Source organism: Streptomyces sp. NPDC056231 (genome assembly GCF_048270745.1).
Classification (GTDB): Bacteria; Actinomycetota; Actinomycetes; order Streptomycetales; family Streptomycetaceae; genus Streptomyces.
Map to the genome: position 1 here is coordinate 25104 of NZ_JBLVKW010000063.1, position 24179 is coordinate 49282.

Annotated in this window: 19 protein-coding genes and 1 pseudogene; 9 read left to right on the top strand and 11 right to left on the bottom strand. The window is 69.9% G+C overall.

Annotated elements, in window-relative coordinates:
- Positions 1 to 80 precede the first annotated feature (80 nt).
- Positions 81 to 2492: a penicillin acylase family protein gene (locus ACNPQM_RS33170; RefSeq protein ID WP_418086860.1), complete on the top strand. Its 2412-nt coding sequence runs from the start codon at positions 81 to 83 to the stop codon at positions 2490 to 2492.
- A gap of 138 nt (positions 2493 to 2630) precedes the next feature.
- Here ACNPQM_RS33170 and ACNPQM_RS33175 read toward each other — a convergent pair whose 3' ends face one another.
- The 3 genes from ACNPQM_RS33175 to ACNPQM_RS33185 all read right to left on the bottom strand — a co-directional run bounded on the left by ACNPQM_RS33175 (position 2631) and on the right by ACNPQM_RS33185 (position 6456).
- A complete protein-coding gene (locus ACNPQM_RS33175) occupies positions 2631 to 3737 on the bottom strand; it encodes a calcium:proton antiporter (RefSeq protein ID WP_418086861.1) in 1107 nt (368 codons plus the stop codon).
- Positions 3738 to 3799: 62 nt separating this feature from the next.
- On the bottom strand, positions 3800 to 5350 hold the full coding sequence (locus ACNPQM_RS33180; protein ID WP_418086862.1) for an acyl-CoA synthetase: 1551 nt from the start codon (positions 5348 to 5350) through the stop codon (positions 3800 to 3802).
- Entirely contained in the window at positions 5347 to 6456 is a 1110-nt protein-coding gene (locus ACNPQM_RS33185; protein WP_418086863.1) for an NAD(P)H-dependent flavin oxidoreductase, read from the bottom strand. Before ACNPQM_RS33185 ends, ACNPQM_RS33180 begins: the two co-directional genes overlap by 4 nt.
- A 183-nt stretch (positions 6457 to 6639) precedes the next feature.
- On the opposite strand from ACNPQM_RS33185, the gene ACNPQM_RS33190 reads away from it, so the two are divergent.
- Positions 6640 to 8499: a serine hydrolase gene (locus ACNPQM_RS33190; RefSeq protein ID WP_418086864.1), complete on the top strand. Its 1860-nt coding sequence runs from the start codon at positions 6640 to 6642 to the stop codon at positions 8497 to 8499.
- Between the two features lie 61 nt (positions 8500 to 8560).
- Here the strand turns inward: ACNPQM_RS33190 and ACNPQM_RS33195 are convergent, their stop codons facing one another.
- Complete coding sequence (locus ACNPQM_RS33195) at positions 8561 to 9196, bottom strand: LysE family transporter (protein WP_418086865.1); 636 nt, start codon at positions 9194 to 9196, stop codon at positions 8561 to 8563.
- Between the two features lie 297 nt (positions 9197 to 9493).
- Here ACNPQM_RS33195 and ACNPQM_RS33200 point away from each other — a divergent pair, with 297 nt between their 5' ends.
- Positions 9494 to 9730, top strand: a complete 237-nt coding sequence (locus ACNPQM_RS33200; protein ID WP_418086866.1) for a hypothetical protein — start codon at positions 9494 to 9496, stop codon at positions 9728 to 9730.
- 228 nt (positions 9731 to 9958) lie between these two features.
- Here ACNPQM_RS33200 and ACNPQM_RS33205 read toward each other — a convergent pair whose 3' ends face one another.
- A complete protein-coding gene (locus tag ACNPQM_RS33205; protein WP_418086867.1) occupies positions 9959 to 10522 on the bottom strand; it encodes a substrate-binding domain-containing protein in 564 nt (187 codons plus the stop codon).
- A 176-nt stretch (positions 10523 to 10698) separates the two neighbouring features.
- Here ACNPQM_RS33205 and ACNPQM_RS33210 point away from each other — a divergent pair, with 176 nt between their 5' ends.
- Complete coding sequence (locus tag ACNPQM_RS33210) at positions 10699 to 10845, top strand: hypothetical protein (RefSeq protein ID WP_418086868.1); 147 nt, start codon at positions 10699 to 10701, stop codon at positions 10843 to 10845.
- A 16-nt stretch (positions 10846 to 10861) separates the two neighbouring features.
- Positions 10862 to 11787 (top strand): annotated as a pseudogene (locus tag ACNPQM_RS33215) (acetylxylan esterase).
- A gap of 13 nt (positions 11788 to 11800) precedes the next feature.
- Here the strand turns inward: ACNPQM_RS33215 and ACNPQM_RS33220 are convergent.
- The 5 genes from ACNPQM_RS33220 to ACNPQM_RS33240 form a co-directional block, all read right to left on the bottom strand.
- Positions 11801 to 13345 carry a phytoene desaturase family protein gene (locus tag ACNPQM_RS33220; protein WP_418086869.1) on the bottom strand — a complete coding sequence of 515 codons (1545 nt, stop codon included), beginning with the start codon at positions 13343 to 13345 and terminating at the stop codon, positions 11801 to 11803.
- A 60-nt stretch (positions 13346 to 13405) separates the two neighbouring features.
- Positions 13406 to 15694, bottom strand: a complete 2289-nt coding sequence (locus tag ACNPQM_RS33225) for a tetratricopeptide repeat protein (protein ID WP_418086870.1) — start codon at positions 15692 to 15694, stop codon at positions 13406 to 13408.
- A 27-nt stretch (positions 15695 to 15721) separates the two neighbouring features.
- Positions 15722 to 16609, bottom strand: coding sequence for an oxygenase MpaB family protein (locus tag ACNPQM_RS33230; RefSeq protein WP_418086877.1), 888 nt, complete (start codon positions 16607 to 16609; stop codon positions 15722 to 15724).
- Between the two features lie 369 nt (positions 16610 to 16978).
- Positions 16979 to 17251, bottom strand: coding sequence for an SHOCT domain-containing protein (locus ACNPQM_RS33235; protein ID WP_358862062.1), 273 nt, complete (start codon positions 17249 to 17251; stop codon positions 16979 to 16981).
- A gap of 259 nt (positions 17252 to 17510) precedes the next feature.
- Positions 17511 to 18386: a universal stress protein gene (locus ACNPQM_RS33240; protein WP_418086871.1), complete on the bottom strand. Its 876-nt coding sequence runs from the start codon at positions 18384 to 18386 to the stop codon at positions 17511 to 17513.
- A gap of 591 nt (positions 18387 to 18977) precedes the next feature.
- Between ACNPQM_RS33240 and ppk2 the strand changes: the two genes are divergently transcribed.
- From ppk2 to ACNPQM_RS33255, 3 genes are all read left to right on the top strand, one after another.
- Positions 18978 to 19799, top strand: a complete 822-nt coding sequence (ppk2, locus tag ACNPQM_RS33245; protein WP_418086872.1) for a polyphosphate kinase 2 — start codon at positions 18978 to 18980, stop codon at positions 19797 to 19799.
- 315 nt (positions 19800 to 20114) lie between these two features.
- Complete coding sequence (locus ACNPQM_RS33250) at positions 20115 to 21116, top strand: Acg family FMN-binding oxidoreductase (RefSeq protein ID WP_418086873.1); 1002 nt, start codon at positions 20115 to 20117, stop codon at positions 21114 to 21116.
- A gap of 70 nt (positions 21117 to 21186) precedes the next feature.
- A complete protein-coding gene (locus ACNPQM_RS33255; RefSeq protein ID WP_418086874.1) occupies positions 21187 to 21468 on the top strand; it encodes a dsRBD fold-containing protein in 282 nt (93 codons plus the stop codon).
- Positions 21469 to 21695: 227 nt separating this feature from the next.
- On the opposite strand, the gene ACNPQM_RS33260 is transcribed toward ACNPQM_RS33255, so the two are convergent.
- Positions 21696 to 23513 (bottom strand): multicopper oxidase family protein, encoded by a 1818-nt coding sequence (locus tag ACNPQM_RS33260; protein WP_418086875.1) that lies wholly within the window; start codon positions 23511 to 23513, stop codon positions 21696 to 21698.
- 451 nt (positions 23514 to 23964) lie between these two features.
- On the opposite strand from ACNPQM_RS33260, the gene ACNPQM_RS33265 reads away from it, so the two are divergent.
- Entirely contained in the window at positions 23965 to 24174 is a 210-nt protein-coding gene (locus tag ACNPQM_RS33265; RefSeq protein ID WP_418086876.1) for a ferredoxin, read from the top strand.
- Positions 24175 to 24179 lie beyond the last annotated feature (5 nt).

Consider the following 24179-nt stretch of genomic DNA (forward strand, 5'->3'; position numbering starts at 1 on the left):
GGGCGTGCTGGCTGAGTTGCGCATGGCGTCTCGGGGCATCCGAGCAACCGCCTTTCTCACCCGCACAGTTGGGAGGACCCTTGCCCCTCCGTAACCGTCTGAGACTTCTCGCGGTGTCCGGTCTCGCACTGTTCACCGTCTCGGCGTCCCTGCCTCCGGCCGTGGCCGACGCCTCGCACACCCGGCATCCTTCGGGCGGCGGGCTGTCCGCCGTGATCCGCTACACCGAGTACGGAATCCCGCACATCGTCGCGAAGAGTTACGCGGATCTCGGGTTCGGCAACGGCTGGGCGCAGGCCGCCGACCAGGTGTGCACGCTCGCCGACGGCTTCGTGACGCTGCGCGGCGAACGGTCGCGGTACTTCGGTCCGGACGCGGCTCCGGACGGTTCGCTGTCCTCCGCGACGAACAATCTCTCCAGCGATCTCTACTTCCGCGGGGTCCGGGACAGCGGCACCGTGGAGAAGCTGCTGGCAGTGCCCGCCCCGGCGGGTCAGAGCCATGACGTGAAGGAGCTGGAGCGCGGCTGGGCGGCGGGCTACAACGCCTGGCTGAAGCAGAACCGGACCAGCGATCCGGTCTGCCGGGGCGCCGACTGGGTGCGGCCGGTGACGATGCTGGATGTCGCGACCCGCGCCTTTGCGCTGTCCGTGCTGGGCGGTCAGGGCCGCGGGATCGACGGCATCACGGCGGCGCAGCCGCCCACGGGCGCACCGGCGTCGCCCGGTGTTCCGCCGGGTGAGGCGGCGAAGGCGGCACAGCGGCTGCTGTCCACGCAGAACGCCGACATGGGCTCCAACGCGGTCGCGTTCCGGGGCAGTACGACGGCGAACGGGCGGGGGCTGCTGCTCGGCAATCCGCACTACCCGTGGCAGGGCGGGCGGCGGTTCTGGCAGTCGCAGCAGACCATCCCCGGGGAGCTGAACGTGGCGGGCGGTTCGCTGCTCGGCTCGGCGACCGTGTCGATCGGGCACAACGCGAACACCGCCTGGAGCCACACCGTCGCCACGGGTGTCACCCTCAATCTGCATCAGCTGACCCTCGATCCGTCCGATCCGACCGCATATCTGGTGGACGGCAAGCCGGAGCGAATGGTGAAGCGCGCGGTCTCGGTTGCGGTGAAGGGCGGCGACGCGGTGACCCGGACCCAGTGGTGGACCCGGTACGGTCCGGTCGTCACCTCCCTCGGTGCCGGGCTGCCGCTGCCCTGGACGGCGACGACCGCGTATGCGCTGAACGACCCGAACGCCACGAATCTGCGGTCCTCGGACACGGGTCTCGGGTTCAGCAAGGCACGCAGCACCGCGGACGTCCAGGCCGCGTTGCGTCGTACCCAGGGGCTGCCGTGGGTGAACACCGTCGCCGCCGATTCCGCGGGCCATTCGTTCTTCTCGCAGTCGCAGGTGCTGCCGCGGATCACGGACGATCTCGCGCAGCGGTGCTCCACCCCGCTGGGCAGAGCAACCTATCCGTCGTCGGGCCTCGCGGTGCTGGACGGTTCGAGGAGCGACTGCGCGCTCGGTTCGGACCCGGACGCGGTGCAGCCAGGCATCTTCGGGCCGGACCGGATGCCGACCGTCAAGGATGCTCCATACGTCGAGAACTCCAACGACAGCGCCTGGCTGACCAACGCCGAGGCACCGCTGACCGGCTACGAACGGGTCTTCGGGACCATCGGCACACCTCGCTCGATGCGGACCCGCGGCGCGATCGAGGATGTGTCGGCGATGGCGGCGAAGGGCCGGCTGACAGTCAGCGACCTGCAGGAACAGCAGTACGCGAACCGCGCCCCTGCCGGTGACCGGGCGGCGGCCGACCTGGCGCGCGCCTGTGCGACGCTGCCCGGCGGAACAGCGGCCGGCAGCGACGGCAAGGCGGTGGATGTGTCGGCGGCATGCGACGTGCTGGCACGCTGGGACCGGAAGTTCGACACCGGCAGCCGCGGTGCACTGCTCTTCGACCGGTTCTGGCGCCGGGCCACCGCCGTGCCGGCGGCCGAGCTGTGGAAGGTGCCCTTCTCCCCCACCGACCCGGTCGGTACCCCGCATACGCTGAACACTGCGGCACCGCGCGTCACCGCGGCGCTCGCCGACGCGGTGGCCGAACTGCGCGCGGCCGGGATCGCTCCGGACGCGCCGCTGGGCGCGAACCAGGTGGTCGTACGGAACGGGAAGCGCATCCCGGTCGGCGGTGGTACGGAGTCCCTCGGCGTCTGGAACAAGACCGAACCGGTGTGGGACGCCGCGGTCGGCGGGTACACGGAGGTCTCGGCCGGCTCCAGCTACATCCAGGCAGTCGGCTGGGACGGCTCCTCGTGTCCGGTGGCCCGCACCCTGCTCACGTACTCCCAGTCCTCGAACCCGAACTCACCGCACTACAGCGACCAGACCGAGCTCTTCTCGGGTGAGCGCTGGGTGACCTCCCGGTTCTGCGAGAAGGACATCGCGCGCTCACCGGCGCTGCGGGTGGTGCGGGTGCGCGAGCACCACTAGGTCGTGTTTCGAAAGTCCCGCCTGCCGGGCGGACGACGCTCCTTTCGAAACACGCCCGGGGCAATTCGGCCCCTGACCGTTTCCGGGCGGTCAGGGGCCCATCGCTGCCGACGATCAGGGGCCGGCCGTTGCGTGCGGTCAGGGACTGATCGCGAAGACGACGAACGCTGCGAAGATCGCCAGGTGGACGCCGCCCTGGAGCAACGTGGCCCGTCCCGGTACGACGGTCAGCGTGCCGACCACCACGGTCAGCGCGAGCAGCACCATATGGGTGGCGCTGAGGCCGAGCTGGAGCGGTCCGGGCAGCCAGATGGAGGCCAGGGCGATGGCCGGGATGGTCAGCCCGATGCTGGCCATGGCCGACCCGAGGGCGAGGTTGAGGCTGGTCTGCACGCGTTCGCGGTGGGCGGCCCGGACCGCGGCGAGGGTCTCGGGCAGCAGCACCAGAAGGGCGATGAAGACACCGACGACCGCCTGCGGAAGCCCGGCGGCCGCCACGCCGGACTCGATCGTCGGCGAAACGGATTTGGCGTCGCCGACGACGGCGACGAGCGCGATCAGCAGCATGGCGACGCTGAGCGCGGTCGCGCCCCGGCCGGGCAGCGGCGCGTGCTGCTCTTCCTCCCTGAGCCGGCCGTCCTGGGTGAGCGGCAGGAAGTACTCGCGGTGCCGGACGGTCTGTACGGCGACGAACAGCCCGTACAGGATGAGGGACGCGACGGCGGCGAAGGTGAGCTGTGCGGTGGAGAACTCGGGGCCCGGTCTGCCGATGGTGAAGGTCGGCAGCACCAGACTGAGGGTTGCCAGGGTCGCGACGGTGGCGAGGGCGGCACCGGAACCTTCGGCGTTGAAGACGGCGACGCGGGAACGGACCGCGCCCACCAGCAGGGACAGTCCGACGATGCCGTTGCAGGTGATCATCACGGCGGCGAAGACGGTGTCGCGGGCGAGTGCGGACGTCTTGGGGCCGCCGTCCACCATCAGGGTGACGATCAGGGCCACCTCGATGATGGTCACGGCGACGGCCAGGACGAGTGAGCCGAACGGTTCGCCGACCCGGTGGGCGATCACCTCGGCATGGTGGACGGCGGCGAGCACGGCGCCCGCGAGACAGAGCGCGACGACGCCGACGGCGAAGGCCGGCAGCACCCGCCCCCAGCTCAGCACCAGCGCTACCGCCGCGACGATCGGCACGACCACGGTCCACTGGGTAGCCAGGGACCGGACCGTCGCGCTCGTGTTCATGAGCCACACGCTGCCAGAGGTGGCCGGGGCTCGCTCGACGGACGGTGCCGGGGCACCGACGTTCACAGGGCCCTGTGGTGCCCCTCCCAGTACGGGTCGCGCAGTCGCCGCTTGTACAGCTTGCCGTTGGGGTCGCGCGGCATCGTGTCGATGAAGTCGACACTTTTGGGGTGTTTGTATCCGGCCAGCCGGTCGGCGCAGCGGGTGAGGATCTCGGCGGCCAGCCGACCGTCCGGGTGGTGTCCTTCGGCCGGTTCGACGACCGCCTTGACCTCTTCGCCCCAGTCGGCGTGCGGTATGCCGAAGACGGCGGCATCGGCGACGGCCGGGTGGCTGAGGAGTGCGGCCTCGATCTCGGCGGGGTAGATGTTCACCCCTCCCGAGATGATCATGTCGATCTTGCGGTCGCGGAGGAAGAGATAGCCGTCCTCGTCGAGGATGCCCAGATCACCGACGGTGAAGAAGTCCCCGATGCGGTTCTTCTCCGTCTTGGCCCGGTCCTTGTGGTAGCTGAAGCCGCCGGTGCTCATCCTCATGTAGACGGTGCCGAGCTCGCCCGGCGGGAGGCGGTTGCCGTCGTCGTCGAAGACGGCGAGTTCACTGATCGGCCAGGCCTTCCCGACCGTACCGGGCTTCTTCAGCCAGTCCTCGGCAGTGGCGAACGCGCCGCCGCCCTCGCTGGCCGCGTAATACTCCTCGACGCACGGGCCCCACCAGTCGATCATGGCGCGTTTGACATGGTCGGGGCACGGGGCCGCGCCATGGATGGCATGGCGCATCGAGGTGACGTCATACCGCTCCTTCACCTCGTCGGGCAGGGCGAGGAGGCGGTGGAACTGGGTGGGCACCATGTGCGTGTGGGTGCAGTGGTGCGCGTCGATGACCCGCAGCATCTCCTGCGGCGCCCATTTGTCCATCAGGACGAGGCGGTGCCCGATGTGCAGGGCGGCCCCCGCGAACTGGAGCACGGCGGTGTGGTAGAGCGGCGAGCAGACCAGATGGACGTTGTCGTCGAACGGCTTGATGCCGAAGATGCCGAGGAAGCCGCCGAGATGGCTTTCCTCGGGGAGCCTGCCCGAGAGCGGGCGGCGAATGCCGCGCGGGCGTCCTGTGGTGCCCGAGGTGTAGTTCATGACCCAGCCGAGGCTGCGGTCCTCGGGCGGTGCGTCGGACTGCTCCGCGAGCAGTTCCGCGTACGGGCGGAAGCCGTCGACTGCGCCGACGGCGTAGCGGTGGCTCACGGGCAGTTCCGCCTCGTCGGCGGCGGAGGTCGCCGCGTCGGTGAACCTCTCGTGCGCGATGAGCACCTTGGCGCCGGAGTCGGAGACGATCCAGGCGATCTCGGGGCCGACGAGGTGGTGGTTGACGGGGACGAGATAGAACCCTGCCTGGGAGGCGGCGAGGTACGCGGTGAAGAATTCGACGCCGTTGGGGAGGACCACGGCGAACGCGTCGCCCTGCCGGAGCCCGGCCGCGCGCAGCCCGTGGACCAGGCGGTTGGCCGCGGCGTGCAGCCGGCCCGCGGTCCAGGTCTCGTCGTCGGGGGCGACCAGGATCGTACGGTCGGGGTCGGCGGTGGCCTGGGCCCAGAAGCCGTTGGGCGGCTGGTTCATGCGGCGCTCCGTCCGGCGATGCGGTTGATCCGGTCCACGGCGCGTTCGAAGCCGCGGGTCAGGTCGTCGAAGACGGCCTGCACGCTGCGTTCGGTGTTCATTCTTCCGACGATCTGGCCAACGGGGGTGCCCAGCAGTGGGCCGGTCTCGTACTTCTGGATACGGGAGACCGCCTCGGCGACCAGCAGCCCCTGGAGCGGCATGGGCAGGGGGCAGGGGCCGGACGGGTCGTCCCAGGCATCGGTCCATTCGGTACGGAGCTGGCGTGCGGGTTTGCCGGTCAGGGCGCGCGAACGGACGGTGTCACCGGAGCCCGCGGCAAGGAGCTTGCGGGTCAGTGCGCGGGAGTGGAGGTCGGCCTCCTCGGTGGTCAGCCAGAGCGAGCCGAGCCAGACGCCCTGGGCACCGAGGGCGAGTCCGGCGGCGATCTGCTGTCCGCTGCCGATGCCTCCGGCGGCGAGGACGGGAAGAGGTCCCACGGCGTCGACGACGTCCGGGACGAGGACCATGGAGGCGATCTCTCCGGTGTGACCGCCCGCTTCGTATCCCTGGGCGACGACGATGTCGATGCCCGCGTCGGCATGGTGCCGGGCGTGTTTGGCGCTTCCGGCGAGGGCGGCCACGAGGACGTTCCGGTCGTGGGCACGTTTCACGACGTCCGCCGGGGGCGAGCCGAGGGCGTTGGCGAGGAGCCTGATGGGGTAGTCGAAGGCGACGTCGAGCTGGTTGCGGGCGACCTGCTCCATCCACCCGGTGATGCGCCAGCCGGATGCCTGGCCCTCGGCGAGTTCGGGGACGCCGTACTTGGCGAGGGTGTCCTGGACGAACTGGCGGTGTCCGGGCGGGATCATCGCCTCCACATCGGCCTCTGTCACCCCTTCCACCTTCTTCGCGGGCATGACGACGTCGAGGCCGTACGGCTTGCCGTCGGTGTGCTCCTGCATCCAGTCGAGGTCACGTGCCAAGTCGTCGGGGGCCGTGTAGCGGACCGCGCCGAGTACGCCGAATCCGCCGGCCCTGGTGATCGCCGCGGCCACCGCCGGGAAGGGCGTGAAGCCGAAGATGGCGTGTTCGACTCCCAGTTTCTTGCTCAGCTCCGTCTCCATGGGCGGCAGGATGCCGCAGTCGGACATCCGAAGGAAGGGATTTTCTGATGCAGTGTCAGATTCTTTGTGGCGCCGGAGGGCCTCCGGGACGGCAGGGGTGACAGTAATCTCTGCGGCGGCAGGAAGTTTCATCGTAGGACTGGATGACGAAAGTTACTTTCAACCGGTAGGAAGGGGTTCCGGATGACCGAGGACGCAACCGGCAGAGGGATCAGCCGACGCAGGCTGAGCGGCGGGATGCTCGCACTGGGCGGAGCACTCGCCCTGGCACCGATTCCCTTCGCGGAGACGGCATCGGCCATGGAATCAGGGGCGGGAACGTCGGGGACGTCGGGAGCAAGCGCCGTGGACGCTTGGGATGCGACTGGCGACGAGCGGCCGACGCTGCGGCGCGGTTCCGCCGCCCGCGCCGGACTGTTGCAGGGACCGCTGGACCAACTGGTCGAAGAGGCGGAACGGTTCCTCTCCGCATCCCCCAAACACCCCTGGTACGCGGGCGCGGTGCTGCTCGCCGGGCGCGGTGGCACGGTGGCGCTGCACCGGCCCATCGGCAAGGCCGTACGGTACGCGGCCTACGACGAGAAGACCGACACCGGGGTGGAGTTCCCGGCGGACCAGCAGATCGCGATGGCCGAGGACACGGTCTTCGACCTGGCGTCGGTGTCGAAACTGTTCACTTCGATCCTGGCCGTGCAGCAGATCGAGCGCGGGGCACTGGAACTGGAGGCGAAGGTCGCCTCGTATCTCCCCGACTTCGCGGGAGGCGGCAAGCAGGACGTCACGATCCGTCAACTGCTCACGCACACGTCGGGATTCCGTGCCTGGATCCCGCTCTACAAGCAGCCGACCCGGGACGGCAAGCTGCGGCTGCTGTGGAACGAGGTACCGGCCAATCCGCCTGGCACGGTGTACCTCTACTCCGACCTCAATCTCATCTCGCTGCAACTGGTCCTGGAGAAGATCACCGGACGCACCCAGGATGTACTGCTCCGCGATGAGATCACCGGGCCACTCGGGATGCACCGCACTCGCTACAACCCGCCTGCCGCCTGGAAGCCGAAGATCGCGGCCACCGAGGACGCCCGGCTGCCCTGGTCCGGCCTGGACCGCGGGCTGGTCTGGGGCGAGGTGCACGACGAGAACGCGTACAGCCTGGACGGGGTGGCGGGCCACGCCGGAGTGTTCTCTTGCGCCTGGGACCTCGCGGTCCTCGCCCGTACGCTGCTCAACGGCGGCGTCTACGGACGCGCGAGGATCCTCTCCGAGGAGTCGGTGGATCTCCTGTTCACCGACTTCAACACCGCGTTCCCCGGAGATGCCCACGGGCTCGGCTTCGAGCTCTACCAGCACTGGTACATGGGGGCGATGGCCACCCCGAGCACAGCGGGCCATACCGGCTTCACCGGGACGAGCCTGGTCCTCGATCCGACGACCGACTCGTTCCTGATCGTGCTCGGCAACTCCGTTCATCCGGTGCGCACATGGCGCTCCGGAAGCGCACCTCGGGTCGCCACCGCGAACCAGATGGCGCGGGCGGTGGCGGTGCGCCCCGCCCAGGGCCGTACCGCCTGGTTCTCGGGCATGGCGAGCGCCGCCTCCGCCACGCTCACGCTGCCCGCTGTGCGTCCGGCGTCCTCGCGTGCCGCGCTGAGCTGCGCGGTGTGGTGGGACACCGAGCCGGGCTCCGACTTCCTCTTCCTGGAAGCCTCGTCGGACGCCGGGACGACCTGGCAGCCGGTGCCCTTCACCACCGTACCGACGGCATCCGGATCCCACCGGGCGGAGCCGGAACCGCATCCGGGGGGCTCCGTCTCCGGCTGGTCGGGCCGGGTCTGGCACCGCCTCGACGCGGACCTGGCCGCCTGGCAGGGCAAGGAGGTGCGGCTGCGGTGGCGGTACACCACCGATCGGCTGTACGTCGGGCGCGGGGCGTACGTGGACGGCATCCGGGTCGAGGACGACGGCCGGACCGTCTTCCACGACGGCAGGTCCGGCGACGCCGGGCGCATCGAGGCGAACGGGTGGACGGTGTCCGCGGACTGAGAACGGCTGCCGGCCGGTTCGGACCGGCCGGCAGCCGCTGGTTCGACGGGGTGGTTGCGCGTCAGGATGCCGGTACGAGCAGATGGACGGCGAGCGCGGTGATCAGCAGGGAGGATGCCAGGGCGGTGACGAGTCGCCCCCGGCCGCCGGTGAGTACCCGACCGAGCAGCACTCCCCCGCCGGCCAGCAGCACCTGCCAGCCCGCGGACGCGGCGAAGGCCGCGAGGACGAACACGGCCTGCTCCAGTCGGTCCGGGGCGGCGTCGGTCGCCCGGCTGCCCAGCACCAGCGCCGTGAAGTAGACGACGGTGGCGGGGTTCAGCAGGGTCATCCCGGTCAGCCCCAGATAGGCGCGCGCGGGGCTGAGCGGGGTCCGGTCGGACCCGGACACCGAATGCCGCCTGCGGTACTGGCCGATCGCAGTAGTGGCGCTCCACAGCGCCAGGACGACGAGCACCATCGCCGAGGCCCAGCGCAGCGGCAGGGCGACCGGCTCGATGACACGGGTGAGTGAGGAGCCTCCGACGACCGCGGTCAGCGCATACAGGCCGTCGGCCGTCGCGACTCCGAGCGCGGCGGCAACGCCGGTTCCGAGGGAGGTCCGGGCGGAGAGAGCCACCAGATAGGTCCCGACCGCTCCGACCGGCATGGCAATGCCCAAGCCGGCCAGCAGCCCCGCGACCAGGGCGGCGCTCACGCGGGAAGGAGAATCGGCCTCCGTTGTCGGCCGGACTGCTGCTGGACCCGCACCGGTCGAGTGGCGGGGGTCGTCGGCAGGAGGGCGGTGATCGAGTTCATGAGCAGATGGTGGGGCCGCACGGGAGCGGGGGCAACACATTTCTTTCGGGTGTGCGGCCGCATCGGCATGGGGACTCCGTGCTGCGATCCGTTGAGCCGCTACCGAGCCACGAGGCTTCTCGGTCGCGACCGAACCCGCCTACGTACGTACCACCCTGGCGTTCTACGCACCGTCGCGGCCGACCACGCCGAGCTCTTGAGAACGGAACTCGGACGCAGGCCGCTGAACCGGGCGATGCTCGCCGCGTTCGTCGAACTCGTACAGGCCACCGATGCCGGACCGGTCGCCGACATCGGCCGCGGTCCCGGGCGGGTGACGGGACATCTGCAGTCCCTGGGACTGACCGCACGCGGCATCGACCTCGAGGTCGACACCTCCCTGCTCGACGCCCCCCAGCCGCCGCTCAGCGCCGGTCTCGACCAGCGCGCCTGAGCCGCATCGCGAGCGTCGGCTCGCCTCCATCAGTGTCACCGACACCGTCTACGCCCACGCCCGACGCCCATTCCAGCTCCAGGCCATCGACACCCTCGGCGCCCCGCCGAACACCAAGACCGGTGGGGTCGTCCGCGGAGAACTGCCGGCCGGCGGCTCTCGTCCGCCGACGTTGCCGTCAACCACCCCGGAACTCGCTGTTCCTCGCAGCCCGGCCCGCTGTCCGGCTCAGGCGGATGCGGGGGCAGGCACAGCGGCCGGCGCTGTCGACTCCCGTACGACCAGGCGCGGCCGGATGAGCAGCGAGCGCCCGGCCACCGGCGCCGAGTCGATCCGGGCCCTCAGCTGCTGGAACGTCTCGGCAGCCATCTCCGGAAGCGGCTGGCGGACCGTGGTGAGTGGCGGTTCGAAGAGGTCGGCGAGCAGGATGTCGTCGAAGCCGACCACCGAGACATCCTTTCCGGCGGTGCGCCCGGCGTCCTTCGCGCCCCGGCAGATCCCGATCGCGTACATGTCGTTGATGGCGACGAACGCGCTGGGCGGGCGCGGTCCGGACAGCAACTCCCGGGCTGCGTTACGGCCCAGCTCGGCGGCGTCCTTGTCGCCGAACTCGGTGGTGTCGGCGCCCGGCCAGACTACCGCGTCGGCCGGGTCGAGCCCCGCGGACTCCAGGGCCGCGCGGAAGCCGCGCAGTCGCTCACGGCGGTTGACGCTGTTGACCGAGCCGGAGACGAACGCGAGGCGTCGATGGCCCAGTTCGACGAGATGACGCGTGGCGAGCTCGGCGCCCATCGCGTTGTCCACACTGATGCTGGCCAGCGACGGGGGTCACCCGCCTGGGCGGTGCGGTCGAAAGCGACCATCTTCAGACCGCGGCTGAGCAACGGCGCCACATGGTCGAGCGACGGCAGTGAGGAGCAGAGCACCACTCCGCTCACCCCGTCGGCCAGCAACTCAGGTCCGCTGTCGTGCTGGATCTCGACCGGCGCGGCCTGACCGTCGTCTCCGCCGATCCCGGCGTGAGCGCCGCGCCCACCGCCCGGGGCATCCGGATCACGGCGGACACCACTGAACTCCACGGTGCAACCCTCACCCTGACCTTGAAGAGGAGCTAGACCCTTGTTGTTCGACATGCCCCTGGAGCGGCTGCGCGAGTACCGGCCGGAGCCGGAGGAGCCCGCGGATTTCGACGCGTTCTGGGCGAAGACGCTCGCCGAGACCGGCCGCCACGGCCTGGACGCCGAGTTCGTCCCGTACGACGCCGGGTTCGCGACCGTCGACGTGTTCGACGTGACGTTCCGCGACTGGGGCGGGCAGCCGGTGAAGGCGTGGCTGATGCTGCCGCGCGTCCGCTCGGGCCCGCTGCCCGCGGTGGTGCAGTACATCGGCTACAACGGCGGCCGGGGCATCCCGTACTCCTGGCTGACCTGGAGCTCCCTCGGCTACGCGCATCTGGTCATGGACAACCGGGGACAGGGCGGCGGTGGCAAGAACACCGCGGACAGCCCGGACATCGGACCCGACGGCCACGGCTCCTCGTCACCGGGCTTCCTCACCCGCGGCATCGAGGATCCGTACCGGCACTACTACCGGCGGCTGATCACCGACGCGGTGCGGGCCGTCGACGCGGCCAAGGCCCATGAGGCCGTCGACGCGTCGCGGGTCGCGGCGTCGCCGGGCTGCGGGACGACGTGATGGCGGTTGTCGCCGATGTGCCCTTCCTCTGCCACTACCGGCGCGCCTCGCAGATCACGGACGCGGGCCCGTACGCGGAGATCGCCCGCTGGCTGTCCGGGCACCGCTTCCGGATCGACGAGGCCATGGAGACGCTGTCCTACTTCGACGGGGTCAACTTCGCGGCACGGGCGACCGCTCCCGCGTGGTTCTCGGTCGGGCTGATGGACAAGATCTGCCCGTCGTCGACGGTGTTCGCCGCCTACCACCGCTATGCGGGTCCGGCCGAGATCGAGGTGTTCACGTACAACGGACACGAGGGCGGCGCGGAATACGACCTGCCGCGCAAGCTCGGCGCACTGCGCGGCGTCCTCGGTCCGTAGGTACGGGAACGGGTCACCGGCCCAGCGCCGCCATCGCGGCGTTGTGGCCGGGGACCCCGCTGACCCCGCCGCCGCGCACCGCGCCCGCCCCGCACAGCAGGACGTTGGCGTGCTCCGTCTCGACACCCCACCGGCCGGTGGACTCCGTGGCGAACGGGAAGGCGAGGTCCCGGTGGAAGATATGGCCGCCGGGCAGCCGCAGATCCTGTTCGAGGTCGAGCGGGGTCTTCGCCTCGATGCACGGTTCGCCGTTCCCGTCGACGGCCAGACAGTCGGCGATCGGCTCGTCGAGATGCGCGTCGAGTTCGGCGAGCGTGGCCTCGAGGAGGGCGGCGCGCGTCGCCTCGTTGTCCGCGGCGAAGAGCCGGGCGGGCGTATGCAGACCGAAGAGGGTGAGGGTCTGGTAGCCGCGGGCGGCGAGGTCGGGGCCGAGGATCGACGGGTCGGTCAGCGAGTGGCAGTAGATCTCCGACGGCGGGGCCGTGGGCAGCCGGCCCGCAGCCGCGTCCCGGTAGGCCTCGGCCAACTGCCCGTACCCCTCCGCGATGTGGAACGTCCCGGCGAACGCCTGGCGAGGGTCGACGGAGCGGTCGCGCAGCCGGGGCAGCCGGCGCAGCAGCATGTTCACCTTCAGCTGGGAGCCCTCGGCAGGAGTCGGCGGTTCGTCGCCGAGAAGGGTGGCCAGGGCCTGCGGCGAGGCGTTCACGAGGACCCGGCGGGCGGCGACCGTCCGCTCGCCCGCGGGTGAGCGGACGGTGACCTCGGCCCATGTCCCGTCGGTCTCGATCCGGGTCGCCTCGTGGTGGACCTGGATCTCCGCCCCCGCCGTCCGGGCAGCCTGCGCGAGGGCGTCGGTGAGCGCGCCCATGCCGCCGACGGGGACGTCCCAGTCGCCCGTTCCGCCGCCGATCACGTGGTAGAGGAAGCAGCGGTTCTGGAGCAGCGACGGGTCGTGCGCGTCGGCGAAGGTACCGATCAGTGCGTCGGTGAGCACAACGCCGCGCACGAGATCGTCGGTGAAGTTCTCCTCGACGGCCGCGCCGATCGGCTCCTCGAAGAGCATGCGCCAGGCGTCCGCGTCCCCGATCCGGTCGCGGAGCGCGTCCCGGGTGGGGAGCGGTTCGGTGAGGGTCGGAAAGACCCTCTCGGCGACCTGCTGTGTCATGCCGTAGAAGCGCTGCCAGGCCTCGTACTCGCGCTCCCCACCGGTGAGGGCGGCGAAGGACTCCCGGGTGCGGTCCCCGCCGACGAGCAGTCCGGTGGCTCGCCCGCCACGGAAGGTCGGGGTGTACGAGGAGACGGTCCGCTTCCGTACGGCGAAGTCCAGCCCGAGATCGCGGACGATCTTCTGTGGCAGCAGGGACACGAGATAGGAGTAGCGCGACAGCCGTGCGTCGATCCCGTCGAAGGGACGGGTCGAGACGGCCGCTCCCCCGGTGGTGCCCAGGCGTTCGAGGACCAGGACGGACTGTCCGGCGCGGGCGAGGTAGGCGGCGGCGACCAGTCCGTTGTGGCCGCCGCCCACGATCACTGCGTCATAGGTGTCAGGTGCGGGCATGGCCCTTGGTAACACAGGATGATCGCCGTCGACCAGAGGCGGTGGCCCGGGATTCCCCGGTCAGTGCGGGGGCATGCCCCGCTGCTGACGCAGCGCCGCGACCCTTCGGTACAGCTCGACCGCCTCGGTGCCCCGGCCGAGCTGTTCGAGGCAGTGCGCCTCGTCATTGCGGCTGGCGAGCGCGTCGGGGTGATCGGCTCCGAGGACGCGCTCGCGAGCCTCCGAAACCGTCCGGTAGACGGTGAGGGCTTCGGCCCAGCGGCCCAGCCAGCCGAAGCCGACGGCGACCTCACGGCGGCTGATGAGGGCGTCGGGATGGTCGGGGCCCAGGACTCGTTCCCGGATCGCGCACACGTCGCGTGCTTCGGTGAGGGCTTCCTCCCAGCGGGCCAGCCGCCCCAGGTTGACGCCGAGGCCGTGGCGGGCCCGGAGCGTCTCGGGATCGGCGGGGCCGTTCACCCGGGTCCGGTCGGCGACGAGCGCACGGTAGAGCTCCAGGGCCTCCGCGCTGCGGCCGAGTCTGCCGAGACTGATGCCGACCTCGTAGCGGGCCGAAAGCGTGTCGGGGTGGTCGGCGCCAAGGGTTCGCGCGCGGCCCTCAGTGACTTCCCGGTAGGTCTGCAGGGCATCCGTCCAGCGCCCCAGCCGGCCCAGGGTGTATGCGACTTCATAGAGGGTGACCAGGGTGTCGGGGTGGCTCGCGCCGAGCAACCGGGCGCGGGCATGCGCCACGTCGCGGGCCATCCGGTACGAATCCTCCAGGCGCCCGAGCCTGCTGAGGTTGAACGCGAGGTTGTGGCGGCAGCGGAGGGTATCGGGGTGATCGGGGCCCATCGTCCGTTCCCGGGAGACAAGCACCGCGGCGTACACCTGGTGGGCCTCGAAGTGGCGGCCGAGCCGGCCGAGGACGTATGCCATTTCCTGCCGGGCGGCGAGGGTCTCCGGGTGGTCGGGGCCGAGAATGCGCTCGCGGCCCTCGGCGACCCGCCCGAATTCGCGCAGCGCGTCGGCGGCGCGCCCGGTACGGCTGAGGGTGAACCCCACCTCGTACCGGCTGGAGAGGGTGTCGGGGTGCTCGGGGCCGAGGGCGTGCTCGCGTTCGGCGGCGACCGCGCGGTGCACCTCACCGGCCTCCTCCCAGTGACCGAGCCGTCCCAGGTTGAGGCCCGCGCTGTGCCGGTTGGCGAGGGTGGAGAGCAGCTCCGGGGAGGGGGTGGGCCGCTCGGGCCGGGCGGGCAGCAGCCCGCCGGTCAGGGCCCTCAGGTCGGTGCCGGTGGTCCACTCGCCGGTCAGGCCCGCGGAGTGGTCGGGCGGGGCGAGACCGAGCTGCATGGCGCCGGACGCCTTGTGGCCAATGGTCATGCCCCAAGTCCAGGACGGCAGCCGGGGTTCGCCATCGGGCGGCTGCTGTCCCGGACGTACAACGGGGACCGGCGGGGCGAGCCGGACACGCCCCGTCGGCAGTGCGGTTCCGGACGACAGAAGACGCTGCTGTTCACCGGTGCGTCCGACGGCGATCCGCTGCCGCAGGTCGCCCGCGTCGGCGGGCCGCTCCTCCGGGGTCTTCGCCAGCAGCTCCAGGACGACGCGGTCGAAGAAGCCGGGGAGTTCGGCACGGTGGGTACGCAGCGGTTCCGGCTGGGTGTCGCGGTGTCCGACGAGGACGGCCCAGGCGTCGTCGAGGTCGAACGGCGGAACCCCTGTGGCGATCTCGTAGAGGACGCAGCCCAGCGAGTAGAGGTCGCTGCGGTGGTCGACCTGGCTGCCGCTGATCTGCTCGGGCGACATGTAGTGCGGGGTGCCCATGGCGATGCCAGTACCGGTCAAGCGGGAGGTGAAGCCGATGTCGTGGCCGAGCCGGGCGATGCCGAAATCGCAGATCTTCACCGTGCCGTCGGCCAGCCGCATGATGTTGGCGGGCTTGAGGTCGCGGTGGATGATGCCCTGCTGGTGGGTGTAGCCGAGGGCGTCGGCGACCTGCTCGGCGATGTCGACGATGTCCGGGACCGGCAGCGGATGCTGCTTGTTGTCCTCCAGGAGCTGGCTGAGGTTACGGCCGTCGAGGAGCTCCATCACCAGGTAGAGGACGCCCTCGTACTCACCGAAGTCATGGACGACGGTGACACCGCGGTGCTGGAGGGCGGCGGCCACCCGTGCCTCTCTGCGGAACCGTTCGCGCAGGATCCGGGTGAACGACTGGTCGTGCTGGGGCCCCACAGGCTTGAGGCATTTGACGGCCACGTGGCGGCCCAGCGACTCGTCGCGGGCGCGCCACACCTCGCCCATGCCTCCGCGCCCGATCAGATCGAGCAGCCGGTACCGGCTCTGGATCAGCCTGGTGTCCGCCATCGCGTGCTGTCGCCCCCGTCGCCTCGCCTATTGCTGCGCCCTCCCCGGCCCGTCCAGTATGGCTGTCCGGCTACGGAGTTTGGAGGGGGTGGGGCGGCTGCCGGGACCGAGTCGTTCCATCGCCTTCAGAATGTGGCGGGGCGGGAGTTGCCAGCGCAGCCGTGAGGGGATGCAGCGCAAGGCCGTGCCGGTGGCGCGCAGCCGCCGGTCGACGGTGCGCGGGGGCGGCGCGGTCCTGCCGTAGAGCTCATGGGCGTAAGGGGGCAGTGACTGATAGGCGAGTGCTGCGACACACCGCCAGAGGAGTTCGCGCGCCGGTAGCAACAGCGCGGGGACGGGTGGCCGGCGGAGGAAGGAGTCGACATCGAACGCCTCAGCTCCCGCGGCGAGCTCGGGGCGCACCCGGTCGAAGTAGTCGGCGAGCTGGTCGGTGGTCGCGGGTACGCCGTCGGGGTCGAGGCCCACCAGGCGGGCGCTGGTTCGGTGTTCGTCGATGTAACGGTCGGCCTGGGCGGCGCTGATCCTCTGGCCGGAACGGAGCTGCACCTGGAGGTAGGAGTCGACCTCGGCGCAGTGCACCCAGAGCAGCAGCTCTGGTTCGTCGACGCCGTACGTCTCGCCGGTCGCCGGGTCGGTGGCCTTGAGCAGCCGGTGGATCCGGCGGACGCGGGCGCCCGCCTTTTCGGCGGCTTCGGTGGTGCCGTAGGTGAGGGTGCCGACGAAGCCGGCGGTGCGCATCAGCCGCCCCCAGGCGTCCGTGCGGAAATCGGAGTTCTGCGTGACGCCGCGGACGGCGCGCGGGTGCAGCGCCTGGAGGTAGAGGGCACGCACCCCGGCGATCCACATCATCGGGTCGCCGTGCAACTGCCAGGTGACGGATTCAGGACCGAAGAGCCCCGGGTCGGCTTCCACCATGACTGCTCGTACCTCCCGCTCGGCCGCGTACGCAGGTATGGCGTACGCACCCACAGGATGCGCTGTGACCGGGCTGACGCTCCAGACCCCGCTCCGGCTCGGTCACACCCCGGCGCCGACGCTCTATTCGACGGAGTCGCCACCTACGCCATGGTCACCGGCACCGTCTTCGCCCTTCCGCTGCTGCCCGCGACCATCCGAGCGACCACCCACGCACCCGCCGACGTCCTGCTCTCCGCCACCTTCCTCGGCCTTCTGCCGTCCGCTCTCGGCGCCGTGATCCGGGGCTGCGCCGTCGCCCGCCTGCCGCAGGCCTCCACCGCGGCCCTCTGTCCGGTGCTGCCCGTGGCACCCGTGCGGCGGCGCTTTTCACCGCTGTTCACGCAGCACCGTGAGGCGGCGTTTGTACTCGTCCTCGTCGATCTCCCCGCGGGCGAACCGTTCTGCGAGCAGGTCTTCGGCTCTTCGGCTTCCCCAGGCTGCCTCATCGGGGCGCGGACCGGGCTGGTAGCTGCGGCGGGTGCGTGTGAGGTAGTGAATGAGGGCGACGACCCCGACGATCACCAGCGACCAGAAGACAACCATGATCACGGCCATGAAGAACCATCCACCCCAGCCCCAGCGGCCGTCGTACCACATCATGCCGGTCACCTTCTTTCGGTCGGACCGACCGCCGACAGTTCCAGGGTGGCGCGGCGCGGCGCCGGTGAGGAGAGGAAATATGGGCCCTGCCGGGGGGCTGAACGGCCCGTACCGATCTGCACGGGGGCGGTCGCTGACGACAGCGCGATCAAGGCGTGGGCCTCACGTGCCTCGGCACGTGGGAGTGAGCGACACATCGACGGCCCCCACACGTGGCCGGCCCGATGTGTCAACGCATCGGCCCTGCGTGGTCCTCGCGTCAGTCGTGGGGGACGATGGCGATAGGACAGCGCGCGTGATGAACGGCGGCCTGCGCCACGGGGCCGAGGTGTGGTGCCAGGGGTCGGCGGTGCCGGCGTCGGCCGACGACCAGCAGATCGGTACCCTCGGCGGCCCGCACGACAGCCTTGGCGGGGCTCACAAGTGCCGTGCTGTCGGTGACGTCCACCTGCGGGAACCTGTCACGCCAGGGGTGGAGGGCCTGGCTGAGGAGCTTGTGTGCGTCCTGAACGATTCCTTCCGCCACGTCATGGTCCACGCCCCAGGGCACGTATGCGTCCACCGGCAGGCTCCGGCCGTGGGCAACCCGAAGAGGCATGCCTCGCGCAGCAGCGGTCTCGAAGGCGAATTGGAGCAGGTCGTCGCAGGGCCCGTGCAGTTTGAGCGCCACCACCACGCCGCCTGTTCCAGTCCGAGTGGGCTGTGTGCCGTCCTCGCCCGTGCTGGATCGCACCAGGACCACCGGACGCTCGGCGTGTGCCACGACGGGCATGCTGATGTCGCCGAGGAAATAACTCTCGACGGGCGTCAGCCCCCGCGAACCGAGCACGATCATCTCGGACTCCGATGCCGCTCGCAGAAGCGCGTGCTCGGCATCGTCGGCGACCAGGCTGCCGACGACGGGGAGCCCCGGGTGGTGTGCCTGGAGCTCCGTCCGCGTGTTGCGCACGATCCGCCTCGCCCAGTAATTCTGATCCATCTCGGCGGGAATGCGGGTCGGTTCCGGCACCAGCAGAGGCCACGCGTGCAGCAGGCGCAGCGTGAGCTTGCGCCTCTCGGCTTCGTCGGCGGCCCAACGAGCAGCGGCCAGGCTCTCGGGTGACCCGTCGAGGCCAACAGTGACGCATGGCTCCATGACGACTGCCTCCGTCTCGTAAGAAGCCGGAACGAGGGTGTGGGAGCCGCTTTTCCGCACTGCTGTGACCCATGTGCCCCGCGGTCCAGGGCATGGAGTACGACGGCAGGTGATCGACGGGGTGAGCACCTACGCAGACACCCCGGGCACGGTTTCCCTTGACGATAAGTACCCCAGATCCTCCGGTGACGCATGCGGAACCCTGCGGGGCGAGTGCCGTGGGACCCGCGGAGCAGTACCTCACGCCCCAGGCAGTGAACGGCCTGGAGCGATGTCTGTCCGTCCGCTGAGGCGGCACCGGCCGTGGTGCCCAACTCGTGCTCCGCTTCAGCGAGACGTCGACCGGCCTGAACGGCGAAGCACGCCAAGGGCTGTCCCGTAATCCGTGGCGGGCGCACGCACGGCACGGCAGCGACAGCGGAGGCGATCCATGCGTGCCCGGAACTCGCGGCCGCGAGTGGTCGACGAGACGGAGAAACCGATCCGGTCGCCGACCTGTCTCACCGATCGCATCGTTCCGAATCCGCGCGCCGAGGCCCGTTCGGCCCTGACGCTTGACTTCGACCACGGCCTCCTCCGTAACGTCGTCCCATGTCGCACGAAAAAGACTCGAGCGGGCCCGGAAAGCTGCCACGCCCGGTGTACGAGCGCGAGCTGTACCGGCTCCAGATCGAGCTCGTGAAGCTCCAGGAATGGGTTCGGGCCGAAGGCGCACGGCTCGTCGTGGTGTTCGAGGGGCGTGATGCGGCGGGCAAGGGCAGCACGATCAAGCGCGTCACCGAGCTCCTCAATCCCCGGGTGGCACGAATCGTCGCGCTGCCGCAGCCCACTGAGCGCGAGCGCAGCCAGTGGTATTTCCAGCGCTACGTCGAGCATCTTCCAGCCGCAGGGGAAGTGGTCCTGCTCGACCGAAGCTGGTACAACCGCGCGGGCGTCGAGCGCGTCATGGGTTTTTGCACCATGGAGGAACACCAGCGGTTCCTTCGCCAGTGCCCGATCTTCGAGCGGATGCTGGTCGAGGACGGAATCCTGTTGCGCAAGTACTGGTTCTCGGTGAGTGACGCGGTGCAGGAGCAGCGACTCCGGCGTCGGCTGGAAGATCCCACCCGTCGGTGGAAGCTCTCGGCGCTGGACGTGGAATCGATCAGCCACTGGGAGGCCTATTCGCGGGCGAAGGACGAGATGTTCATCCATACGGACATCTCGGAAGCTCCCTGGTACGTGGTCGAGAGCGACAACAAGCGCCGGGCGCGACTGAACATGATCGCCCATCTGCTGTCGACCGTGCCGTACGAAGAGGTCACCTGGCCGGCGATCGAACTGCCACGACGCCCGCCGGCCACGGGATACCAACGTCCGCCGAGGGACCTTCAGACATACGTCCCCGACCATGCGTCAGAACTGTGCGAATGAGGCGGGCACGTCTCGTTCGGTCAAGTCGCCAGAGGTATGACAGCCACTGGACAGTCAGACCGGTGAAGCAGGGTACGAGCGACCCGGCCGAGGCTGGTGCCGAGTGCCGACGCGGCGCCCTCGCGTAACCCGGCGCATGGCCGCGCTCACCGGTCGTGTCCGCGACGCCGCGAAACACGCCCTGGTCCGGGAAGGGACTGCCCCCCGGAGGAGCCCATCCGGTCCGATCAAGGGACGAACGGCCCATACGTACCGGGCAACGGTCCGCTCCATGCTGAAGACATCAACCATTCCCGCCTCCCCGGGAGACCCGCGATGCCAACCGAAGCGCTCGACGACACGACGCTGAACGGCCTCGTCGCCGATGCCACCGCTGCCCCGTCCATGCACAACGCCCAGCCCTGGCAGTTCCGCTACGGGCGCGGCAGCCGGACCCTCACCCTCTTGGCGGACCTCGACCGCGCGATGCCGGAGGCCGACCCCGACACCCGAGCACTGCACGTGGGCTGCGGCGCGGCCCTGCTGAATCTGCGGGTTTCCGCTGCTCACCGCGGCCTGGAGGCGGTCACCGCACTGCGGCCCGTCCCCTCGGCCCCGACCGTACTGGCCCACGTCCGGCTCGACAGTCACCCCGACGCCCCACGGAAGCCGGAGCACGAAGCCCTCGCCGCTCTCCACCCCGCCATCCGGGAACGGCACACCAGCCGCTACCCGTTCGACGAACAGACGATCCCCGAGGACATCCGAGGGCGCTTCGCCGACGCGGCCCGCGCCGAGGGCGCGGACTTCGCGTTCCTGACCCCGGTACATCTGGAGACCGTGCTCGAACTGATCCGGGACGCGGAGGGATACGACCGCAGGGACCCCGCACGCGAAGCCGAGCAACGGCGCTGGACCCGGGACACGAACGCCGAGGCGCCCGTCGACGGAATCCCGGACTACGCCTTCGGCCCCCGCGACGCCTCCGAACGGGCGACCGTGCGCGATTTCGCGGGCACCGCCGTCTTCGCGAGCCGGGCCCGCGTCCTGTTCGAGAACCGGCCCCAACTCGCTCTTCTGAGCACTCCGGGCGACCGTCCCGAAGACTGGCTGCGCGCCGGTCAGGCCCTGGAACGCGTCCTGCTCACCGCCACGCTCCACTCGGTGTCCACCTCCTTCGCGACGCAGCCCCTCGAATGGCCGGACCTGCGATGGATCCTGCGCGACCCCGTCTTCGGCACGGGACACGCCCAGATGATCGTCCGCCTGGGATACGGGCCCACAGGACCACGTACGCCACGTCGCCCCCTCGAACAGGTACTGACGATCGAACCGTGAGAGGGGCCGCGCTCCCGATGAATCACCTCCCAGCCAGCCTGGGGTACTCAGCGGAAGGAAGTACCTGGCCATGACCCAGCACACCAGCACCGACAAGCCACGCACCAAGCAGTGGAGCGTGCGCCTAGACCTCTTCGAGGAAGGTGACCTCACCAAGGTTCATGCCGTCCTCGACACCGGTGAGGGCTCCCTTCAGAGCCGCACCTCCGCCCAGCGCAACCCTCACGACGCACCCGTCCCCGAGATCGGCGACGAGTACGCTGCTGGCCGGGCCCTGATCGACCTCGGCAATCAGTTGCTCCGCGCCGGAAGCAGGGACACCACGCCGAACGACCTCGCCGCCCCCGAGTGACAGGTGTCCGAGTCCTCAACGGGGGCGTCAGCAGCCGGTTCGGGCTCGCTCGACGGTGAGGCCGAAGAAGTGGGCCGAGCATGAGATGCACGGGGCGTGATCGCGCATCGCCCGTACGCACAGGGCGGTCAGCTCCGCATCTGTGGAATCGCCGTCTCCCAAGACGTTCCTGAAGGAAGAACCCGAACACCGGTGACTCGGCCTGCCTGACGGTAAAGGTTCCACCTTCATCCGACGGTGTAGGGACGCATCATTTCGTTGTCTTCGTGTTCGAGCATGTGACAGTGCCAGACATACCGGCCCGCCCGGTCGAATGTCGCCTTCAGCCTCATCACGGCACCCGGGTAAGCGACTGCCGTGTCCTTGAACCCTCTCTCCCAGGGCTCGGCAGGACGGGCGGCACGGCCGCCCTGTTGCCGGTCAAGGACCTGGAACTGGACCTCGTGGACATGGATCGGGTGTGCATCCTTCGTGAGATTGTGAATCTCCCAGATCTCGGTCGCACCCAGGGCCGGATTCTCCGTGACGGGGTCGTCCCAGCGCATCGGCACAGCGGCTCCGTTGCGGTCCACGGTGCCGAGGAGCATTTGTCGGGGTCCGACGTTCGGGAGTGACGTGGAGTTCTGCTCACTGAGGGAAAGCCGTCGGGTGCGGCTCGCCTTCCCCAACGGCTCGAACGACGGCAGCGACAGTTGGGCGGGTGGGACGGTCGTGTCCGGTGCGGTGAGTGCTCCGACCGTGAGCTTCATGACCTGCCCGGTGGTGGCCGGGTCCGCCGGGGAGAAGTCCGTACCCGCCTTCCCGCCCCGGAATGCTTTGTCGGGGCCCTCGTTGATGAGATACAACTCGCTCCCGACCGGGAATGACGCGAAGTCGACGATCACGTCGGCGCGCTCGGCAGGGGCGATGAGTACCTGGTCCCGTCGTACCGGCGCGGAGAGGAAACCCCCCTCGCTGCCAATCTGCCAGAAGGGGAGGGCAGGGGCCGCGGGCCTGTGGGCGAGCGGGCGGGTGACGATCTTCAGGATCAGGAACCGCGAGTTGCATCCGTTGAGAAGCCGGAACCGGTAGCGGCGCGGTTCGACGTGAAGGGCCGGCCAGGTTCTCCCGTTGGTCACCATCGTGTTGCCGAAGAACTCGGGGTTCCAGATCGGAGGGATGTCGCTGCCCGGGATGTAGGGGCCCTTGAATCCGTCGAAGGCGGCGCGTCCGGCCGGGTAGAACAGGCTGCCGTCGACGTGGAACGACCGGTCCTGGATGGCCAGAGGGATCTCGTAATACTTCCGGCCGGGCGGATCACCGAGCCGGGGTGCGGGACCGGGCAACACTCCACCGGGAAGGTCCGCAGTTCCGCCTCGCAGAAGGTAGAACCCCGCCAGTCCGGCGTAGACATTCAGCCGCGTTATACCCAGTGCGTGATCGTGGAACCAGATGGTCGAGGCTCTCTCCGCATTGGCGTACTGGAATACTGCGTCCCCCCGGCCCCAGGCGTCGCCGAACCTGTCCTCGAACTTGTCCTTGAACTCCTCGTAGAACGAGCCGCCTTCAGCGTATCCCGCGGGAATGTCAAGCGCGTCGGGAAGATACCAGGCTTCGGTGTAGCCATCGCTCTCCTCCGAGTTCTGCCCGCCATGCAGGTGCGTCACGATCGGCACCGGGCCCGTGTACGGTCCGGGTGTCGAGCGGAATCCGGGACGTGAGTCCCGGGCCGACGCTCCGCCCGGAGGGTTCGCCCAGTGCAGGGTGGGGTCGACGGTCAGCAGGTGCGGCAGGTAACGGCCTTTGTGGTCCCGCAGTTGGTTTTTCCACCTCACCCGCACAGGCGTTCCGAAGCGGGCCTCGATGGTGAAGGCGGGGTAGTGGAAGCTGTCCGAATGCAGAGTTGAGCCGTACCCCCATACGGTCGTCGCCGGCAGGCCGGGGGGCAGCACCTGCTGCTGGAACTGTCGCACGCCGATCACGTAGTGGTCGATGCGATCACCGACGTCGCCCTCGGCCTGCGGCATGACGGGCGGGACGACGAGCGGCGTGACGTACTTGTCCACCTTTCCCGGATCCAGGAGGCCCCCGCCAGCCGGCGCCCAGAGCCGCGAAGCCCCGTAACCGGCCGGAACGAGAGCGAGCATTCCGCCGGCCGCTGCCTGCACTACACGCCGTCTCGTGACCACCCGTGCCCTCCACCACTCGCCGGGCTGACCCCAGCCCTGCTGTCTGCTCCAGCTCTGCTCGGCGGTCAGACCGCCGATAAGTACCGAGCATCATCAGGTTGCCGCAGACGGTAAATCAGTGCGCTGCTGGATTACTCCGGACGAGGAATCACTCGACCACCGCCGACAGCCCACACGGAGCGACGACCGCAGAGGCCTGATGGGACGACGACTCGTGCGTATGGGTGCTGGTTGCACGAACCCCGCCCCGGGCGCAGTGGCTGTGCGCGCGTCCGATTCCTCCCGCATCCTGGAAAGGTAAGGGGAGGCCACGGAGGGAGTGGTGGGGATGCGGATCGTTGTGGACCTCACGCGCTGCCAGGGCTATGCGCAGTGCGTATTCCTCGCGCCGAAGGTGTTCGAGCTACACGGTGAAGAGGGATTGCTGTACGCCCCGGCCGTCCCGGAGGACCAGGGCGAGCGCGTGCGCCAGGCCGCGGCGGCGTGCCCGGTCCAGGCCATCCTCGTCGGCGAAGAGGTGAGCGCCGGTGCCCGGTGATCTGC